17 protein-coding genes are annotated in these 20111 nt (G+C 41.9%); 5 read left to right on the plus strand and 12 right to left on the minus strand.

Annotated features, from left to right (window positions below; translation table 11 throughout):
* The first annotated feature begins 136 nt into the window (after positions 1–136).
* Positions 137–913, plus strand: a complete 777-nt coding sequence (locus CVD27_RS05765) for an IclR family transcriptional regulator (RefSeq protein WP_101646927.1) — start codon at positions 137–139, stop codon at positions 911–913.
* Between the two features lie 28 nt (positions 914–941).
* Positions 942–1877 (plus strand): amidohydrolase family protein, encoded by a 936-nt coding sequence (locus CVD27_RS05770; protein ID WP_101646928.1) that lies wholly within the window; start codon positions 942–944, stop codon positions 1875–1877.
* Positions 1878–1925: 48 nt separating this feature from the next.
* Here CVD27_RS05770 and CVD27_RS05775 read toward each other — a convergent pair whose 3' ends face one another.
* Positions 1926–2612 carry a Dph6-related ATP pyrophosphatase gene (locus CVD27_RS05775; RefSeq protein WP_101646929.1) on the minus strand — a complete coding sequence of 229 codons (687 nt, stop codon included), beginning with the start codon at positions 2610–2612 and terminating at the stop codon, positions 1926–1928.
* A gap of 423 nt (positions 2613–3035) precedes the next feature.
* On the opposite strand from CVD27_RS05775, the gene CVD27_RS05780 reads away from it, so the two are divergent.
* From CVD27_RS05780 to CVD27_RS05790, 3 genes are all read left to right on the plus strand, one after another.
* Positions 3036–4493: an aldehyde dehydrogenase family protein gene (locus CVD27_RS05780; RefSeq protein WP_101646930.1), complete on the plus strand. Its 1458-nt coding sequence runs from the start codon at positions 3036–3038 to the stop codon at positions 4491–4493.
* 121 nt (positions 4494–4614) lie between these two features.
* Positions 4615–5436, plus strand: coding sequence for a Cof-type HAD-IIB family hydrolase (locus CVD27_RS05785; RefSeq protein WP_101646931.1), 822 nt, complete (start codon positions 4615–4617; stop codon positions 5434–5436).
* Between the two features lie 126 nt (positions 5437–5562).
* Complete coding sequence (locus CVD27_RS05790; RefSeq protein WP_101646932.1) at positions 5563–6321, plus strand: hypothetical protein; 759 nt, start codon at positions 5563–5565, stop codon at positions 6319–6321.
* Between the two features lie 83 nt (positions 6322–6404).
* On the opposite strand, the gene CVD27_RS05795 is transcribed toward CVD27_RS05790, so the two are convergent.
* From CVD27_RS05795 to CVD27_RS05845, 11 genes are all read right to left on the minus strand, one after another.
* Positions 6405–7340 carry a manganese-dependent inorganic pyrophosphatase gene (locus tag CVD27_RS05795; RefSeq protein WP_101646933.1) on the minus strand — a complete coding sequence of 312 codons (936 nt, stop codon included), beginning with the start codon at positions 7338–7340 and terminating at the stop codon, positions 6405–6407.
* Positions 7341–7498: 158 nt separating this feature from the next.
* Complete coding sequence (locus tag CVD27_RS05800; RefSeq protein ID WP_101646934.1) at positions 7499–8707, minus strand: iron-containing alcohol dehydrogenase; 1209 nt, start codon at positions 8705–8707, stop codon at positions 7499–7501.
* Between the two features lie 19 nt (positions 8708–8726).
* Positions 8727–10250, minus strand: a complete 1524-nt coding sequence (locus CVD27_RS05805) for an aldehyde dehydrogenase family protein (protein ID WP_101646935.1) — start codon at positions 10248–10250, stop codon at positions 8727–8729.
* 38 nt (positions 10251–10288) lie between these two features.
* Complete coding sequence (locus CVD27_RS05810; RefSeq protein WP_101646936.1) at positions 10289–11179, minus strand: R2-like ligand-binding oxidase; 891 nt, start codon at positions 11177–11179, stop codon at positions 10289–10291.
* Between the two features lie 23 nt (positions 11180–11202).
* Complete coding sequence (locus CVD27_RS05815; protein WP_101646937.1) at positions 11203–12720, minus strand: long-chain-fatty-acid--CoA ligase; 1518 nt, start codon at positions 12718–12720, stop codon at positions 11203–11205.
* A 24-nt stretch (positions 12721–12744) separates the two neighbouring features.
* On the minus strand, positions 12745–13665 hold the full coding sequence (locus CVD27_RS05820) for an MBL fold metallo-hydrolase (RefSeq protein WP_219621285.1): 921 nt from the start codon (positions 13663–13665) through the stop codon (positions 12745–12747).
* A gap of 123 nt (positions 13666–13788) precedes the next feature.
* A complete protein-coding gene (locus CVD27_RS05825; RefSeq protein WP_101646939.1) occupies positions 13789–15456 on the minus strand; it encodes a long-chain fatty acid--CoA ligase in 1668 nt (555 codons plus the stop codon).
* 57 nt (positions 15457–15513) lie between these two features.
* Positions 15514–16683, minus strand: coding sequence for a thiolase family protein (locus tag CVD27_RS05830; protein WP_101646940.1), 1170 nt, complete (start codon positions 16681–16683; stop codon positions 15514–15516).
* Between the two features lie 138 nt (positions 16684–16821).
* Positions 16822–17595 (minus strand): SDR family oxidoreductase, encoded by a 774-nt coding sequence (locus CVD27_RS05835; RefSeq protein ID WP_101646941.1) that lies wholly within the window; start codon positions 17593–17595, stop codon positions 16822–16824.
* A gap of 14 nt (positions 17596–17609) precedes the next feature.
* Positions 17610–18815 carry an acyl-CoA dehydrogenase gene (locus CVD27_RS05840; protein WP_101646942.1) on the minus strand — a complete coding sequence of 402 codons (1206 nt, stop codon included), beginning with the start codon at positions 18813–18815 and terminating at the stop codon, positions 17610–17612.
* Between the two features lie 108 nt (positions 18816–18923).
* A complete protein-coding gene (locus tag CVD27_RS05845; RefSeq protein WP_101646943.1) occupies positions 18924–20105 on the minus strand; it encodes a thiolase family protein in 1182 nt (393 codons plus the stop codon).
* Positions 20106–20111: the final 6 nt, after the last annotated feature.

A 20111-nucleotide genomic window follows, 5' to 3' on the forward strand; every position in this document is an offset into this window, starting at 1 on the left:
TGACTATTTAGGCATGGCATAAATTATTTGAAAAATTTTTAATTCTCTCTTTCCCTTTTTCAAATTTTCTGTTATATTGCCCACTATAGAGCAACACGGTTTTACATAACGGAACAAAAAAGAAGGAGGAAGCCATTTGGAACTTAAAAATCAAGAGGATAGCCATCTATCATCTGTTAAAAATGCCCTGCGTATCTTAAAAAGCTTCACTATGGACCAACCAGAAAAAAAGATTAGTGATCTATCCGCTTCGCTAGGACTCAACAAGAGTACAGTAAGCCGAACAATGACAACGCTTGCAAGTGAAGGTTTTGTTTACAAAGACCCAGAATCCAAAAAGTATCGATTAGGCCTATCCATCCTTTCCTTAAGTGGAATTGTAAACAGTAACATGGACATCTATCGGGAATCACAGCCCGTATTGAACAAATTAGTCGAAACGATCGGTGAAACGGCGCATATTTCCGTTCTAGATAATTTAGATGTTATTTATCTTCAAAAAGTAGAATGTAATCATCCTGTAAGATTTTTAACCCATATTGGGAAAAGAAATCCTCCCTACTGCACTAGTTCTGGTAAAGTATTATTAGCTTTTTCTAACGAAGAAGTTCTTGAACAAGTGCTTGAAAAAGGATTAAAAAAATTCACAAAGAACACCATTACGAGCCCAGAAAAGTTGCGAACACATTTAAAACAAGTAAAAGAAAGCGGTTACGCAAGCAGTGCCGAAGAAATTCTTGAAGGCGTCACCTCGATTGCGGCACCCATTTATGATTATCGAGGGAAAGTGATTGCTGCTCTTTCGGTCGTGGGGCCTATGCAAAGAATCCTTCCGCAGAAAATCCCTGGGTATGCAAAAAAAGTGATAAGTGCTGCGAAGGAAATTTCCATGCGGATGGGATATCGAGGATAACTAATTTATCATAAAGGAGCTGTACAAGGTGCACGATTTTCATACTCATTTCATCCCCCCTCATGTTTTGATTTGGTTAAAAGATCATCAGAATTCGGTAAAGGCAAAATGGATAAAAAAAGAGGAAAATAAGGATGATTTTCTAGTTATTAATGAAAAATGGGGTTTTGAATTAAAAAAGGCGTTTATTGATGGAAGCTTGTACCTCGAAGAGCAAGAAAAAGCAGGTGTGAAACATTCTGTCGTATCACCGATTCCCCAGCTATTTATGTATGATTTTCCTGAAGAAATTACGCTTGATCTATCCAAAGTCTACAACCATTCCTTAGCCGAGTGGACAGAGCAAACTCCTAAGAAACTTTCTGCATTAGGTACGGTTCCGCTAACTAATCCAAACAAAGCAGCCGAAGTCTTACATGAGGCCATGAATCTTGGACTTAAAGGGGCTATTATTGGTCCTGGTCTTGCCGATCATATGTTATCTGACGAATTTTTCTATCCCTTTTTTGAGGAAGCGAATCGATTAAGAGCAATTGTGTTTATCCATCCGTTATTATGTGAAGATCCGCGGTTAAAGAGAAGAATGATGCCTAATTTAATTGGGGTTCCTTGGGAAACAACGGTTTGTGCGACCGACTTGTTATTAAGCGGGCTAGTGGATCGGTTCCCTCATGTAAAAATATTATTTGCCCATGGCGGCGGCTTTCTTCCTTATCAGATTGGCAGGCTTGATAAAGGTTATGAACAATGGCCGCTTGTTTCATCAAAATTAACAGCAAAGCCTTCAGAATATTTAAAACGCTTTTGGTATGATACTGTTCTATGGAATCAGGACAGCTTAGAGTTCCTTATCAAAGCAGTTGGCGAGGACCGAGTGGTTCCCGGTTCTGATTACCCATTTGATCTTTCCGTTTGGCCACCAACTGGAAAACTAGAATTGGCGGTACGTTCATTACTAGATTAATATTTCTATTTAAAAATCTGACAAAAAATGAAGCAGGGGCCCTCTGCTTCATTTTTTACTAAGAATTAAATCTGTATAGCAAAACCTAATGTGGCCAGTATAGATGTCGTTTGTAAACTTTTTCTCTCCCAATTTAAACAAAATAGGCTCTTTAAAAATAGGACCATCAAAAACAAAGGAATGATATTCCCCATTTTCTCCACAAGGGTCCACCTCAGCTGGCAGCTCCTCCAAAAATTGTTGAGTGATTTCCCTGCCTGAAAAACTTTCGGGCAATTGAGTTAAGTCTACACAAGTGGTTATGGTTTGATATCCAAGAGAAAGAAATCGTTGAATTACCTCCATTGTATCTATTCCCCACAAAGGAAAAATTGGTTTGATCCCTACAGACTTTAACATTTCTTCCCTATACTTGCGCACATCCTCAAGAAATAAGTCGCCAAATGCGATGTGGTCTATCCCCATTTCCTTCATGTCATTGATTTCTTTCAACATAATTTCTCCATATTTTTCATTCGAACACTGTTCGGGGATTCTGATTTTTTTCAATGGAAGACCAATAGACTCTGCCTGAGCCTCAAGTAATTCCTCTCTCACACCATGTATACTCGTCCGATTAAATCCATCGGTCACGGTAGAAAATAATAGTTTGACCTCATATTCATTTGAATTTAATAGATCATGTAAAGCTAAGGTCGAATCCTTCCCACTAAAGGAAACCGCTGTTTTTTTCATCTTCTCCTCCTCCTAATATCATGGTAACAGAATTTATTCGTTTCTTGTGCAGTGAAATTTCTTTTTGTTATTCTGAGCAAAGAAAACCAACCGTCCCCCCTCATTTATTTACTATTTTAAAGAACTAGTTCTTTTTAAAAACTTTTTTCCATTTGTTTCATATACAGCAATAAGTGAATATACAACCCCTTATTTTAAATTATATAATTCAAAATATTATAATTTATTTATGAGAGAGCCAAGAAAAGCAGCTGTTAATGAGGCATCACACAACGTTCATAAAAAATTACCCGCAAAGAGGTTGCAGCTGTTTATAAAACCGAAACGAACTTTTTGTACATTAATCTCTTGTTTCAAATGAAGAAATGGCTATTAAAATTTAAAGGGTATTTATTTTAAATTAATTTGAGAGGGGTCTTTTTTATGCAAACAGTTGGTGTCTTAAACAAAAGTTACATTAATGGTGAATGGACAGAAGGAAAAAGCAGCCGTTCCTATGATATCTTGAATCCGTATGACCGCTCTGTCATTGCAACTGTTCAATTAGCAACTAAAGAACAGCTTTCTGAAGCCTTTGAGATTGCTAAGCAAGCGCAAAACCAATGGTCTAAGTCAACAGTAGAAGAACGGCGCGGAGTTCTCCACAAAGCAGCTCAATATTTAGAAGATCACCGTGAAGAATGTGTACAGACCATCGTCAAAGAAACAGGCGGGTCGATGTTGAAAGCAAATGCTGAGTTTCATCTTACGTTGGAATTTTTAGAAGAAGCTATTAAGTATGCAGACGAAATCTATCAAGTGAGAGAGGCCCCTGGTTCATCTGAAAAATTAAATCACATTTATCGCTTGCCATTGGGAGTAATCGCATCGATTTCCCCTTTCAACTTCCCTATGAATCTATCCATGCGGACGATCGCTCCTGCCATTGCCTTAGGAAATAGTGTGGTTCATAAGCCGGATATTCAGGTCGGTCTTTCTGGTGGATCAATCATTGCAAAAGCATTTGAATATGCAGGCCTGCCAAAGGGTGTTTTGAATGTGATCTTAACAGATATTGAAGAAATTGGCGATGACATGTTAACCAATCCACATTCAAAGCTGATTAGCTTTACAGGCTCCTCTGCTGTGGGCAGACACATCGGAAGCATTGCAGGACAAAATTTAAAACGTGTTGCCCTTGAATTAGGCGGTAACAGTCCATTTGTGGTTTTATCTGACGCGGATGTTGATCAAGCCGTCAATGCAGCTATTTTCGGTAAGTTTATTCACCAAGGACAAATCTGTATGATTATTAACCGTATGATTGTTCACCAAGACAAATACGATGAATTTGTAGACAAGTTTGTTACTCGTGCCAAGGCACTCCCTTATGGGGACCCAAGTAATCCGGCAATCGTCATTGGGCCGTTAATCAATGAAAGACAGATAGAAAAAGCACTGCAATATATTGAGGAGGCGAAGCAAGAAGGTGCCACAGTTGCTTTAGAGGGGCAACGTGTTGGTAATATCCTAACACCCTATGTTTTTAAAGATGTAGACAACTCTAGTAAGCTAGCTCAAACCGAGCTATTTGCCCCGATTGCTACCATTATCAAATCAAAAACTGATAGCGAAGCGATCGAAATGGCCAATGATACGATTTATGGCCTAAGCTCTTCTATCTTCACGAGTGATTTAGCCCGTGGTGAAGCATTAGCACTTGAAATTGATAGCGGTATGACACATGTGAACGACCAAACGGTAAATGATGCACCGAATATACCATTTGGCGGAAACAAAGCCAGTGGTTTAGGAAGATTTGGTAATCCATGGATTGTAGAAGAATTTACCATAACAAAATGGGTCTCAGTGACAATGAAAGACCGTCAATATCCATTTTAAACTTGCAACAAGGTGGAAGGAATTCCACCTTGTTATATTTTTTCCCTTCATTTGTTATATGTATTTCCCTAGACTTATAGTAAGATGGAATAAGTATAACAAAAGAAAGGACACATCAAAAATGTCATATAAAATGATTGTACTAGATTTAGATGATACATTGCTTCAAGACGACCACACCATTTCCCCTCGCACCAAACAGTCGTTAATGGATGCTCAAAAATTAGGTGTAAAAGTTGTACTGGCATCCGGCCGGCCAACCTATGCAATGTACGATATCGCTGAAGAACTTGAATTGAAGGAATACGGAAGCTTCATTCTATCCTTTAATGGTGCAAAAATCACCAACTGCCAAACAGGTGAAGAAATTTTTAGCAGCACCTTATCACCTGAGACCGCTCACCGTCTATATAACTTAAGTAGACGTGAAGATGTATGGATTCACACTTATATTGGTGATTTGATTGTTACCGAAGCAGGTAATCAATATACTGATATTGAATCTGACATAACAGGCTTAGATATTTTTGAAGTGGACAGTTTTGTAGCATCAGTAAATGAACCGGTTGTTAAGGTATTGATGCTGGATGCCCCGGAAAAACTTGCTGAAGTAGAAAAAAAGCTTCAACAAGAATTAGCAGATGAACTAAGTGTCATGCGCTCTAAACCATTCTTTTTGGAATTTACCGAAAAGGGTGTGACGAAAGGTACTAGCTTAAATCATTTAATTGGAAAACTTGGCATAACCCGCGAAGAAGTAATGGCGATAGGCGACAGTTACAACGATTTAGCAATGATTGAGTTCGCTGGCCTCGGTGTTGCCATGGGCAATGCCCCAGAAGATATCAAAGAAAAAGCAAATTATGTAACTGACACCAATATGAATGATGGTGTAGCTAAGGTTGTTGAAAAGTTCGTTTTGAAAGCACCTCAGCTTGTTTAATTGAAAATGCTTGGATTTTCCAAGCATTTTTTTATTTGTCCAATTGTGCTCTAGCCCAATCCTGTCCCCAGAATCAATTTCTTTGCATAAACTATCACAATTAAAAAATCAAAGGCGGAGAGAGGTATGGGATTATACATTAATAAGAAGGCACATCCAAGTTTATTTAAAAATAGCAGCCAATTGGCGGCACCAAACCAAGTTGAATCAAGGCAAGACTTCCTAACCGAACTAATGAAGGAGCAGCAAAAAGCAAATCATGCTTTGAATCAAGCATTGACTGATTTGCAAAAGCGGTATCAGCAACAGACAGAGGACCAGAACTCCCAGTGGAAGCAAGTGGATTATCAATTGAATGATTTAAAAAATAGTACCTTAAGGCAACATAAATTTGAAAATGAAATAGTTACAAACTTACATTCCCTCCACGAAAAAAATATCCAATTAGAAGCTATGGTTGAAAAAGAAACACATGCAAGAGAATCCTTAACTAGTCAAATAAGTCAAATAAGTAAGACTTGTGACAGTATTGCGATTCGTTTAGAAAAGAATGAAGAGGCACAGCAACAGATCGCCAATCAAATGAAAAAACAGCTGGAAATGCAAGAACAGGCAGCTGAAAAATTAACAAAACAAGAGGAGATTCACGGCGGGATGTTAGAGCGTCTCGATCAGCAGGATGCTTTATTAGATAAATTGGCCCGTCAAGTAAACCAAATCCGTTCCATCCTATTTGAACGAACCAATTACTTAGCGGGGAAAATTGAAGAAGGCTATAAACTCACCTCTTCATATGTATACAAATTAATGACAGGTTCCGAGCAGCCTCTCACATTTTTCTTGATGAATCAGAAGAAAGACGATAACCAGGAACGTGTTGAATAAGGACACATCTAGCGTTAGCTTCGCACTGTTGGATGGATGATAAAAAACCGTCCATACTTACGTATGAACGGTTTTTGCTTTTATTAGATACCTTGGTTAAAGATATCAGTTAATACTGGTACAATTTGTTTTTTACGGGATACAACACCTTTTAAAGTTGCTGTATTATTTTCAAGCTGTACATTGTATGCTTTTTCAACGGCAGCTGTCTTGCTTCCTAATGCTAACCCAACAGAATCATTTGTTAAGATATCTGTAACGACAAAGAGGAATAAATCTAAGTTCTTTTCAGCAATGATGTTAGAAATCGCTGCTTCTAATTCTGCTTGACGTTCTAGGACATCAGCAGTGTCCACAACGTTTACTTGAGCAATTTCAACTTTGCTAGAACCCATTTCAAAGCCTTTAGCATCAAGGCTTAAAAGTTCGTCAATAGATTTATCGCGAACATCAGCACCAGCTTTTAACATTTCCAAACCATAAGTTTCTGCCTCTACACCCGCAATGGCAGCTAATTCTTTGGCAGCCGCTACATCTTCAGGAGTGCAAGTTGGTGATTTGAACAATAAAGAGTCAGAAATGATTGCAGATAACATAAGACCAGCGATTTCTTTCTTTATTTCTTTACCGTTTTCTTTGTACATTTTGTTTAAAATCGTTGCTGTACAGCCGACAGGCTCGCAGCGGTAGTATAAAGGATCACTTGTTTCAAAATTAGCGATACGGTGGTGGTCGATAACCTCTAAAACACGAACATCGGCAATGTCATTGGCACTTTGCTGGCGCTCGTTGTGGTCAACCAAGATAACAGAATTTACTTCAGTTGCCACTGTTTCTACTAAACGAGGCACTTCGGCATTGAATGTGTTAAGCGCGAATTGTGTTTCTCCATTAATTTGACCAAGACGAACCGGTTCTGCGTCTATGCCTAATTGTTTTTTCAAATCTGCATAAGCGATTGCAGAACAAATGGTATCGGTGTCTGGATTTTTATGACCGAAAATAAGTACTTTTTCCATTTTACTACTCCTACTCATCTAAATTTTTATGTAGATCAAGTCCTTTAACAAAATGACCCTATTGCAAATTATATATCAAGATGTTTATGGATACAAAGCAAAAAATACAAAAAGAAACAAAGGGATTCTCCGAAGAGTTCCTTTGTTTCTTTTCATCCTTATTTAACAGCTACAGGTACAACCTTTTGTCCAATAGCTGCGATCAGTTCAGGAGGCATTGGGAAACTTAGGGCTGCAGGGTCCTTCATAACGGCAGGAATCGTTGCAGCAAGTGCTTCTTCACTAATATTGTATTGCTTGAAGTCTGCCGGCAAGCCGACGCTTTGCTGAAGCCATCTTATTTTTTCAATTACTTTGGTGAGTGCTGCTTCTTTTGTATCATCCTTCACATCCACATCCAACGCCTGGGCCAGTTCTACGGCCTTTGGTAAATATAGCTGTGGTACAAGCTCCATGACCACTGGTAAAAAGACGGCATTGGCTAAGCCGTGTGGGATACGGAACATGGCTCCATAGGCATGGGCCATATTATGGACCGGAATGGCATTTAACGCAAAGCTAAAAGCGGTGATTCCCATCAGACTTGCCTGCAGCAAATCCATACGAGCATTCAGATTGCCTCCATCATCCACAGCGATCGGCAGATTTTTTTCAATTAAGCGGATGGCATGAAGGGCATAGGCATCGGTTAAACCAGTTGAAGTTGGCGAAGCTAGTGCTTCAATCGCATGTGTTAATGCGTCAAATCCTGTAAACGCTGTTATCACTGGGGGCAGACCAACGGTTAAATCCGGATCTAATATCGCCATATCAGCATTAATAAATGGATTAATAATATTTGTTTTCATTTGAATCTCTTCATTAAAAATAACAGCGATTGGCGAAACTTCAGACCCGGTACCAGCCGTTGTCGGGATGGCTATATGCGGGATGGGAATATGGGTTGCTTTCGGGAATTGCTCATATAGAAGACCGCCAGGAATGGCCTCTTTAATATCTGATAAGCCTTTATGAAGGGCATATTTGACCCCTTTTACCGTATCAAGTACACTTCCGCCGCCAACGGCAAGTAAACTATCAGCACCCACTTCCTTCGCATAGCGGACAGCATCATTGATACAACGGCTTTCAGCATCCTGGGCGATATCCAAGTACGTACCGACTAGCTGTGGTCCAGAGCCATGACCTGTCAATTCAAAAATGGAGGCCACTTTTTCTACTATCCCTGCTTTTTCCAAACCCCGGTCACTTAACAAGAGGACTCGCTTTGCCCCAAGGCCGCCAAATAAACTTGGCACCATTGCGCGAGAATTTGATCCACTGTAGATGCCAGTACGTAACATAAACTGTGATAAGGTTGTTTTCATCCTTCTCCTCACCTCTTTATTAGTTTTGGCCAAACAAAATTCCATACCAGCTGCGTCTTTCCAATTCAGGTGACATTGATGTATGCACATGTTTTAATTGTGTATAGGCATCTAGAGAGTGCTTGCCCATCTCCCTTCCGATCCCGCTTTGCTTATATCCGCCAAACGGTGCGTCACTGCGAAACATATGCCAGTCATTGATCCAAACCACACCCGCCTGAAGCTTTCTTGCCACTTCATAAGCTTTATTTACATCGCGTGTCCATACACCCGCTGCTAATCCATAAATGGTATCATTGGCCATTTGAATGGCTTCATCTAATTCTGAATAACGAATCACACATAGGACTGGTCCAAAAATTTCCTCTTGGGCAATTTTCATATCGTTGGTGACATTTGTAAATATGGTCGGCTCAATAAAATGGCCTTGCTCACAGCCCGGGACGATGACTTCTTTTCCGCCGCAAACAAGTGTTGCCCCTTCCTGTTTGCCTGAGTCAATAAAGCCGAGAATGGCTTCTTTTTGTTTTTTCGAGATGACAGGTCCAACATCTGTTGTTGGGTCAAGCGGATTACCTAATTTTAGGTTACTGGCAAGTGCAGTAAGTCCTGCGACAACTTGATCATAGAGTGCATCAGGTACAAATAAACGGGTGCCGGATTCACAGAGCTGTCCGGAATGAAGGAATACGCCAAAAAGGCTTCCCGGCAAGGCGATGCTTAGGTCGACATCTTCTAAAAGGATATTTGGTGATTTTCCGCCAAGCCCTAAGGTTGTATTTTTAATGGTGCCGGCAGCAAGACCCATAATTCTCCGGCCAACCTCAGTTGAACCGGTAAAAGCAACTTTATCAACCTCTGGATGGTTCACTAAGGCTTCCCCGACTTCTGCCCCCGCTCCAGTTACTACATTGATGACACCTGGTGGGACAACTTCTGAGATAATTTCCGCCAACTTTAATGTTGAAAGCGGGGTATAGCTCGCAGGTTTAATGACAATGGTATTCCCCATGGCAAGCGCTGGGCCAATTTTCCATGTAGCAATAACCATTGGCAGGTTCCACGGCGTAATGGCTGCACAAACACCGATTGGTTCCCGCCAAATGAAGTTATGTGCAGGTCCTGGAAACGGCGGAACCGGAAGCGTTTCTGAGAATGGATATTCTAATGTAAAGTTAGCAAGTGTCTGGAATAGATCGACCATTTGTAAAATATCACTATTTCCAATGCGCCGGACGGTTCCTCCTGAACTAATAGCTTCTAAGTATGCTAGTTCTTGTGCGTGCTCGGCAATTTTATATGAAATCGCAAAAAGTACCTTTGCCCGTTCCTTCGGTTTCATGTTTTTCCAGTCACTTTTGTCAAAAGCGGAGCGGGCTGCTTTGACGGCACGATCGACATCCGCCACCGTTCCTTTTGCTACTTTTGCGACAAGCTCTCCTGTTGCAGGATTAAACACATCAAAGGTTTCCCCGCTGCTCGTTTGCTCCCACTTTCCATTAATAAAGTGGGAAAATGTTTGCACGTCTACATTAACTGTCATGATTTCTTCCTCCTCTGCTAAATTGTTTTTATCCCCTGCTACACACCTAACTCGCTATCTGAATAACTATAAATCTCTTCAATTTTTTTGCCCTTCGCCCTCGCTAAAATTTCCATCCGGACAGATAACTGTTTAAGGGTAAAATTCATAATGTCATCAGGATTCCCTCCGAATGCACTTACCTTCCTACCTGCAATTCCCTCTTGATTGAGTCTAATGGCTAATGGGGTCAGCTCCCCCATCTTGGCGGCTACAAAATCGAACAGATGGGGATGTTCACATATCGAACGCTGCAAAAGAAATGTCCCGTAACCGATATGGCGCGACTCATCTCTTTTTAAATTGCCTATTCCCTCCAACAAACCGGGCATAATCCCAGCGGTTTCCAAAGCATTATAGAAGGAAAAATAACCAGTCTCCGCCAAAACTCCTTCGACAAACATGTTATATACCACCGATGCTTCGGCAATCGCCTCAGGAGATTGATCCGTCATAAGACGGGCCATCGTAGTTGGTAAGATCTCATAAAAAATCTTTTGATAGGTTTCGGTGTGAAAATGGGACAAATCTCCCCTTTCACCAAGAGCATTCAATATCAGCCGGAAGAACTCTGTGTGTTTCGCTTCCTCATACAGAAAGGTCGTTAAAAACATTTCCTCTTCAAGCCGGCCTTCCTTGGCAATTGCCATAATAAGCGGGAGCAAATCTAAAGTTACTGCCTCTTCTCCTGCTTGAAACTGTGAGATTAACCGAAGAATATCCTCACGTTGCTCTACAGTCATTGATTTCCAGTCTTTTTGGTCTTGGGTAAAATCAATATCTGCCGGGTTCCAATTTCCTAACCGTTTTGCTTTTTGATAAAGACGATATGGAAAAGAATCCTCCAGTAATCCCCTTGTGCTCGTCGTTAAAATAGTCCTTTTTTCCATCCTTAACTCTCCCTTCCTTATTTTTAACCAACCACTAAATCGGAGGCCGTTTGACGCAAATGGGTCTTTAAAATCTTGCCTACTCCATTTCGGGGCATGGCCTCAAGGAAAATGACTCTTCTAGGTGTTTTGTTTTTAGCCAAGTGATCTTGACAAAAACGGATTAACTCGTCTTCAGCCACTTGGGAACCAGGTTTCCTCACGACACAGGCGATCATTTCCTCGCCCATCCTTTCATCAGGAACACCCACAACAGCGGCTTCAAGCACTTCTTCATGGCTGTTCAAGATTTCCTCCACATCACGAGGGTAGACATTAAATCCGCCGCGGATAATCAAATCTTTTTTCCTGTCGATAATATATACATAGCCTTCATCATCAACCCTGGCCATGTCCCCTGTAAATAACCAGGAATCCTTTATGACACGGTTTGTTTCTTCTGGGTTTTGATAATATCCCGGTGTGACATTCTCCCCGCGAACCACTAATTCACCGACCTTTCCAACAGGAACCACCTCACCCATTTCATCGACAATCTTGATTTCCACACCCGGAATTGGCACACCGACCGAACCTGGCTTCATCTCAATGCGTTTGCTATGAGCAGTGACAACTGGGGCTGCCTCCGATAAACCATAGCCCTCTAACACCTTAGCACCAAACTTTTGTTCGAAGGCATTTAGAAGGGCAACTGGAAGCGGGGCCGAACCAGAGCCTACTGATTCTAGACTTGAAGTATTATAGTCTGCGGCATTCGGGTACGAAACTAAGGCATGAATAATCGCTGGTACGGCTGAAAAGGTCCGTACCCTATACCTTTCTATTGCTTTTAAAACTTCTTTTACATCAAAGCTGGAAAAAACAACAATCGCACTGCCCGTATGGTAACATACATTAGAAACCGTAAGACCATAGACGTGGGCAAGCGGCAGAACGCCCAGGGTGGTACCTCGCTCTGTTTCATTGTGCTTTGCTGAATTTTGTGCATTGGAAAATAAATTTTTATGCGTTAACAGGACCCCTTTAGGATTTCCAGTAGTCCCTGAAGTGTATAAAATAACGGCAATGTCATCAGCTTTTACATTGTCCGCAAATTCTCTTTCCACACGTACCATTGCATCGTAAAAGTTAAGTTTGTTTTTATCTGTTGGGAGATCGGTGACGATAATTGTTGGTCTTTCAGGCAGGGCTTCTAGTGATTTTTCAACATTTTGAAGGACATAAGAAGAAGTAATGACTGCTTTGGCCCCGGAGTTATGGGCAATATAAAAAAGTTCTTTAGGATGCAGCGTAAACATGACAGGCACGATAATTGCTCCTGCTCTTGTCACCCCTTGATAAGCAAAGAGGACTTCTGGACAGTTCGGCATACAAACGATAACCCGGTCACCTTCTGATATTCCGAGGTTCCTAAGACCGCCAGCAAATTGTTCTGCAAATCGCTTTGTTTCCACGTTTGTATATGTTTTTTCTTTAAAAAATAGAAACGGATACTCACCAAAATCCGCGATATTGGTTTCAAGCAAGTCTGTTAGCTTCACAAATTCCTCTCCTTTAGCAGAAATTTATATTGCAAAATACTCTACCAGCAGCCCATTCTGTTCAAAGCTTACTTTTTGCCTAGTTTCCAATAAGTCTAAATGTCCTTGGATTTGAGATAGCCCTAGAAAGATTGTCTTTCCCTTCAAGCGGGGATACATTACTTTACAAATCTCAAAAATACTTTTTCTATTATTAGCAAGAATAGCTAGAATCTGCTCACATCGTTTTTCTTGCTCTTGCAAACGTGTCTGTATCAATTCTTTGTGTTCAGTAAATGGCTCTCCGTGACCAGGATAGATAGTGTTCAGTGGAAGACGGCTAACTTTTTCAAGGGATTGCCGGTACTGCAACAACGGCTTAGGACGACCCTCACCGTCTAAAAGCGGTGGTTCAATAAAGGCATTAACAGAAAATGCTTTAATTAAATGATCCCCTGCAAATGTATCTCCCGTCTCATGGTTCCACATTAAAATGTCTGATTGACTGTGCCCTGGCACATGAATCACTTCAAAGGGTTTGCCCCCAATAAAAACCGTATCACCATCGTTTATATAAGTAACATTTCTCCAATTTTCTTCTTTAAATTGCCGCTGAACGATATGCTTTGTAGGATCTGCGCCGCATGATTGGAGGAAATCCCCGAAAAACTGCTGGTCTTTTTCAAACCTAGCAATGCTTGAATTGATCAATCCATTTGCTTGTTCATGCACAAATATTGGGATATCCGTTTCAGCTTGAATGTACGGAATACCTCCTGCATGATCGATATGAATGTGGGTAAGGACGATTTTGTCTAAATCATTGAAGGTCACGCCATGTTTATGTAGTTTTGTCTTCAGTTGTTGAAAGGACTCTTTGCCGGGATTCCCTGTATCGATTAAGGTTAGATCATCGCCAATAGCTAAAAAAGCATTGACTGTTCCTTCGGCGAAGTCGGTTTCCAATACAATGGGAATGAATTCTAACAAATTATGCCCCTCCCTTCTCTAGCATTTTGCTGTTTTTTATTTGGCGGAGAGCTTTTATGGAGGAGCATCCCTTATTTGTCTGCTCCCCGAATTTTTTTATTAATTTTGTGCTTTTACTTTCTCTTCCTCTTGAAGAGTACGCCATAAAATTTTTCCGCTGGAAGTCATCGGGAATTGCTTTCTAAATTCAATCTGCCTTGGGTATTTATAAGCAGCCATATGCTGTTTTGCCCATTCAATAATTTCATCCTCACTTACTTTACCTTCAAACCCTTCATTTAAAATAACAAAGGCTTTGACGGTTTCTCCTCTTCTTGGATCAGGGACTCCAACCACACATGCCTGCTGAATTGCAGGATGTTTGTAGAGATAAGATTCTACTTCGGTTGGCCATACTTTAAAACCGGAAGCATTAATCATTCGTTTTACCCGATCGACAATGAAGAAATATCCTTCTTCATCATATCGGCCAATATCCCCCGTTCTAAAAAACTTTACCCCATCAATCTCAATAAAAGAGTTTCTATTTTCATCGTCCCGATTATAATAGCCGACCATTACCTGCGGACCATTCACAATAATTTCACCGATTTCTCCAACACTCAGTTCTTTTCCTGTGATTGGTTCAATCACTCTAGCATCCACATCAAAGGATGGAATGCCAAGACATTGCATTTTTGGACGGTCAGGTGGATTAAAATGGGTCTGGGCAATGGTTTCGGATAAGCCGTATCCCTCTACGAAACGCAATCCTGATAGATTAAATAATTTTTCACCAACGGCCTCGGGTAAAGCTGCTCCCCCTCCTGAGATAGAAGTTAAGGAGGCCATATCCTCTTTCTTTAGATTAGGATTGGCCAAGAAATCAACGATCATGGTCGCAATGGTTACCCAGTGGGTACAACCTAGATTTTTAATTAACTCCACTGCTGCATCGCGATTCCATCTCGTCATAATCACGATTGTACTTCCGCTAAAAATCGGCATGTGCATACTATGAACCATGCCGGTTACATGGAAGAGAGGCAATGTCATGAGATGAACGGCATTTGGTGTCGAAGATGACCAGTGATAGGCACCGACAGTGTTCGCATTCACAGTCCGGTTTGTATGCATGCATCCCTTTGGCAGCCCCGTTGTACCAGATGTATAAGGCAGACAAGCCAAGTCGTCTCCCACAGCAGTGTGTTCTGAAGGGGATAGCTCCGCTTCAATGGCATGACTCCACAAATAATGTCCAGACTGGGTATAATTGAACCTTGGGTCTTCCACTTCCTTTGGCAGCAATCCTTCAAATCCAGATCCGGCATAATCAGAATAAGCTGCAATAACTAAATTTTCTAAGGAAGTTTTACCAATAAGCGGAGCGACCCGGTCGTATAATTCTTGACCTGCAAGTGCCGTCTTTATCCCGCAATCTTTAACATAGAATTCCAGTTCGTTACTCACTAGCATTGGATTTATTGGGACCACAACGGCATTGGCTCTAAGGATAGCGTAATAGCCAATCACAAACTGTGGAGAGTTCTGCATGAAGAGCAATACCTTTTCCCCTGTTTGGACGTTTAACTTATGTTCTAAATATCCTGCAAGTGCAGTGACCTCTTGATCCAATTGCTCGTAGGTGATTTTATTGCCATAGTAAAAAATAGCGTCCTGATCAGGATAACGACTTGCACTAACTTTGAGGTTGTCATACAAAGATGTAGAAGGAACTTTTAAAGATTTAGAGATTTTTGGCCAGAATGGGTAATGAAGAGTCACCATTAACATCTCTCCCTATCAATTTTTGCAAACGCTGTCATTTTTAAGTAAACAAAGTTTCTATTCTCGTTCTATGATGGTGGCAATACCCTGTCCCCCGCCGATACAAGCTGTAATCAAGGCAAATCTGCCCCCGGTGCGCTGTAACTCATAAATTGCTTTAGTAACAAGGATTGCACCGGTTGCACCAAGCGGGTGTCCGTGGGCAATCGCTCCGCCGTTTACATTTATCTTTTCCATTTCCATTTCCAGTTCACGTATGCAGGCTAATACCTGGGCCGCAAAGGCTTCATTTATTTCGATTAAATCTATCTGAGCTAGTGATAGACCAGATTTCCCCATAACCTTTTGAACGGCAGGTACGGGACCAATCCCCATGATGTTAGGATCTACTCCAGCTACTGCATAGTCTCGAACCACTGCCAGCGGGGTTAGATTTAATTCTTCCGCTTTTTCCCTCGACATGATGACAAGCGCAGAGGCTGCGTCATTTAAGCCTGAACTATTACCCGCTGTTACGGTTCCATCTTTCAAGAAGGCAGGCGGTAATATTGACAGTGCATCAAACGTTGTCTGTGGTCTTGGATGTTCGTCTGTTTTAAAAACAATCGGCTCTCCCTTTTTTTTAGGAATAGTAATGGGAACGATTTGTTCATCGAAACGTCCCTCAACCATCGCCCGGGCCATCCGTTGCTGACTTTGCAGAGCAAATTGATCCTGTTCTTCTCTTGTTATGCCATATTTTTCCACCAAATTTTCAGCCGTAATCCCCATTGGAGGGTCCCCGATTTCCTTTGGTGAAAGCTGTGATTTCCGAAAGCTTGGCGGCATTGGGCTGTAAGGTTTTTCAGGCCGTTCCATTAAATAGGGTGCCTTGCTCATACTTTCGGTTCCTCCGGCAATATAAACATCTCCGTCTCCAGCACGAATGGCTTGTGCCGCCAGATTAATCGCATTGATTCCCGAACCGCACTGCCGGTCAACGGTTAGTCCTGGTAGATCGATGGATAGCCCTGTTTGTAAAGCTGTTAATCTAGCAATATTACCTCCGCCTGAGAGGACGTTGCCAAAAATGACATCATCAATCATTTTAGGGTGAATATTTGCTCTTTTTACGGCTTCTTTGATCACTTCTGCCCCTAATACGTGGGCAGGCACACTTGCCAAAGCGCTGCCTTGTCTGCCAATAGCCGTTCGGACAGCCGAAACGATGACTGCATCTCTTTTCATTAATAGATTTCCCCCTTTTTTTAATAGTTTTTTGGACCTCCGACAACAATGTTTTTTATTTTTATATGATCTTCTAAGTGCCCCCCGGTGACCATTTATCTCTTTTAAATCCGCAAGTTCATTCACCCTAACCGCAAATTACATTGCATGGGCTCCTCCATCCACCACTAACACATCTCCCGTCACAAAATCAGAAGCTGGTGATGCTAAGAACAATGCTACACCCTTCATATCCGTATCAGAGCCGAACTTTCGGAGCGGTGTGCCTTCAAGAATCGCGTTTCCTCCAGCATCCAAAAGCCCTTTCGACATCTTCGTCGGGAAAAACCCTGGGGCAATAGCATTTACATAAATCCCTTTTGGTCCCCACTTCACAGCTAAATCCTTCGTAAACGTAATAACGGCCCCTTTACTGGCGTTGTACCCAATTGCATTCATTACCTTAGGATTGCTGCCCTTTAAGCCAGCAACGGAGGCTATATTAATGATTTTTCCGGACTGCTGTCCAAGCATTACTTTTCCCACAGCTTGGGACATTAAGAACGTGCCAGTTACATTGACATTCATAACCTTTTGCCACGCCTCTAGCGGCATTTCCTCCACCGGTGCCCCCCAAGATGCGCCGCTGTTGTTAACCAATATATCAATCCGGCCAAATTTTTCGACCGTCTTCTCAACCACATTCCTTACATCCTCAGGATTTGAAACATCACATTTTAAAGCCAGGCTTTCAACGCCCAGCTTTTTTAATTCTTCACTCACTTCCTCACACGCCTCTAAGTTTCGAGAACAGACCACCACATTCGCCCCTGCTTCCGCAAAACCTTCCGCTATTTGCTGGCCAAGCCCCCGGCCGCCACCTGTCACTATTGCCACCTTACCCGTTAAATCGAAGAGCTGTTTTACGTTCATTGGCTTATACCCCCTTATCGATATTTTTTCAGTTCGTATCTGGCAATTGCCCGTTTGTGAACTTCATCGGGCCCATCTGCTAATCTAAGCGTACGGATATTCGCCCAGCTGGCGGCAAGCGGAGTATCCTCACTCACCCCGGCAGCGCCAAATGCTTGAATTGCACGGTCAATGATTTTCAATGCCATATTAGGGGCTACCACTTTAATCATCGCAATCTCTGCTTTTGCTTCTTTATTCCCAACTGTATCCATCATGTAGGCTGCTTTTAGCGTAAGCAATCTAGCCTGTTCGATTTCAATTCTGGCCTCAGCAATCCATTCCTGGATTACCCCCTGTTCAGAGAGTCTTTTTCCAAAAGCCACTCGACTTTGAACACGCTCACACAATTCTTCAAGAGCTCTCTCTGCTGCCCCTATGGTTCTCATACAATGATGGATTCTTCCTGGTCCAAGCCTTCCCTGGGCAATCGCAAAGCCCTTCCCTTCTCCCCAAAGGATATTAGAAGCAGGAACCCGGACATTTTTATATTCAATTTCGGCATGACCATGCGGAGCATGATCATATCCAAACACTGGTAAAACTCTTTTAATGGTTACCCCTGGTGTATCTAGAGGTACTAGAATCATAGATTGCTGTTCATGGGCAGGGGCAGATGGATCATTTTTCCCCATAACAATCGCAATCTTACAGCGGGGATCTCCTGCACCCGATGACCACCATTTTGTTCCATTTATGATATACTCGTCCCCATCTCGAATAATACTCGCTTGAATATTGGTAGCGTCCGACGATGCCACATCTGGTTCTGTCATTGAAAAACAGGAACGAATTTCCCCTGCTAAAAGCGGCTTAAGCCATTGTTCTTTATGAGCTTGTGTCCCATAACGGACTAGAACTTCCATATTTCCTGTGTCCGGAGCCGCACAATTGAAGACTTCAGGGGCAATTGCAGATCTTCCCATAATTTCACAAAGCGGCGCATATTCTAAGTTAGTTAAGCCGGCACCGTACTCACTCTCCGGTAAAAATAAATTCCATAATCCGTGCTGTTTCGCCTTTTCCTTTAACTCCTCCATGATCGGTGGTATTTTTGAAAAAGAGTCATTTTTATCAATTTGCTCATGATAGAGCTTTTCATTTGAATAAATATATTCGTCCATAAACTTTGTTAGTTTTTTCTGCAGCTCTTGAACTTTTTCAGAATAACTAAAATTCATCGTATTCCCTCCTTAACATACCAACTAGTTAGTATGTTGCTAATCATATCTTAATGTAATTAAAGACAGTACTCAACACTCAATCATCCGACAATTTCCCCCATACCTTTATATGAGTTCAATCATCAATGCCATTCCTTGCCCTCCTCCAACACACAGAGCAGCAATTCCTCTTTTTAACTGTCGCCGCTTTAATTCATAGAGCAATGTAGTTAAAATTTTTGCGCCAGTCGCTCCCAACGGATGTCCTAAAGCAATAGCACCGCCATTCACATTTACTTTCTCCCAATCAAGTTTTAAGGAGCGAATAACAGCTAATGCCTGCGAAGCAAACGCCTCATTTAACTCAATTAAATCAATATCTTCCAACGTCAATCCAGTACGTTCAAGAAGCTGTCTAACCGCAGGAACAGGACCTATTCCCATAACCTCAGGTGACACACCTGCCACAGACCAATCCACTATTTTTGCCATTGGATTTAACCCTAATCTTTTCGCGTGATTTGCCGATGTCAATACAAGTGCAGCTGCTCCGTCATTTCGGCCGCAAGAATTTCCTGCGGTGACGGTGCCGTTTTCTTTAAAGACTGGCTGAAGTTTCGTTAAGTCCCCTAGAGTTGTTTCCGGGCGTGGATGTTCATCAACCGAAAATGAATAGGAACTTTTTTTCCCTGTCACTTCAACAGGAACCATCTCATCCTCAAATCGATTTTCATGGATTGCTTTTGCTGCGCGACGCTGACTTTCAAGGGCAAAAGCATCTTGGTCCTCCCTTGAGATGGAAAATCTTTCGGCTACATTTTCTGCTGTTATCCCCATCCCGAGCTCACTGCCGTAAATTTCGTGCGGCTGCTGGCCGGCTTCGTTGTTTGAGTCCACGAGTTTAGCAGAATCGCCGCCGAACCGGGAGTTTCTTAGATAGATCGGCGCATTACTCATGCTTTCAGTTCCGCCGGCCACCACAATATCAGCGTGTTGGGTAAGGATTTGCTGTGCAGCTGTAGCCACCGCTTGAAGCCCTGATGCACACAAGCGGTTTATGGTAAAAGCAGGAACATTTTCCAGTATACCAGCACGTAATGCCGCAACTCTTGCAACATTTGAAGATTCAGTTGTTTGCCGGACCTCACCTAATATGACTTCATCCACAAGTGCTGGTGAGATTCCTGCCCTCTTGACGGCTTCACACACAACAACTGAAGCAAGATAACCAGACTGGATGCTTTTTAAAGCACCCCCATACCTCCCTACCGGCGTACGGACGGCGCTTAAAATCACAATATCGTCCATCTTCTT

Origin of the sequence: Neobacillus cucumis (assembly GCF_002860255.1) — a bacterium.
GTDB classification, from domain to species: Bacteria; Bacillota; Bacilli; order Bacillales; family Cytobacillaceae; genus Neobacillus; species Neobacillus cucumis_A.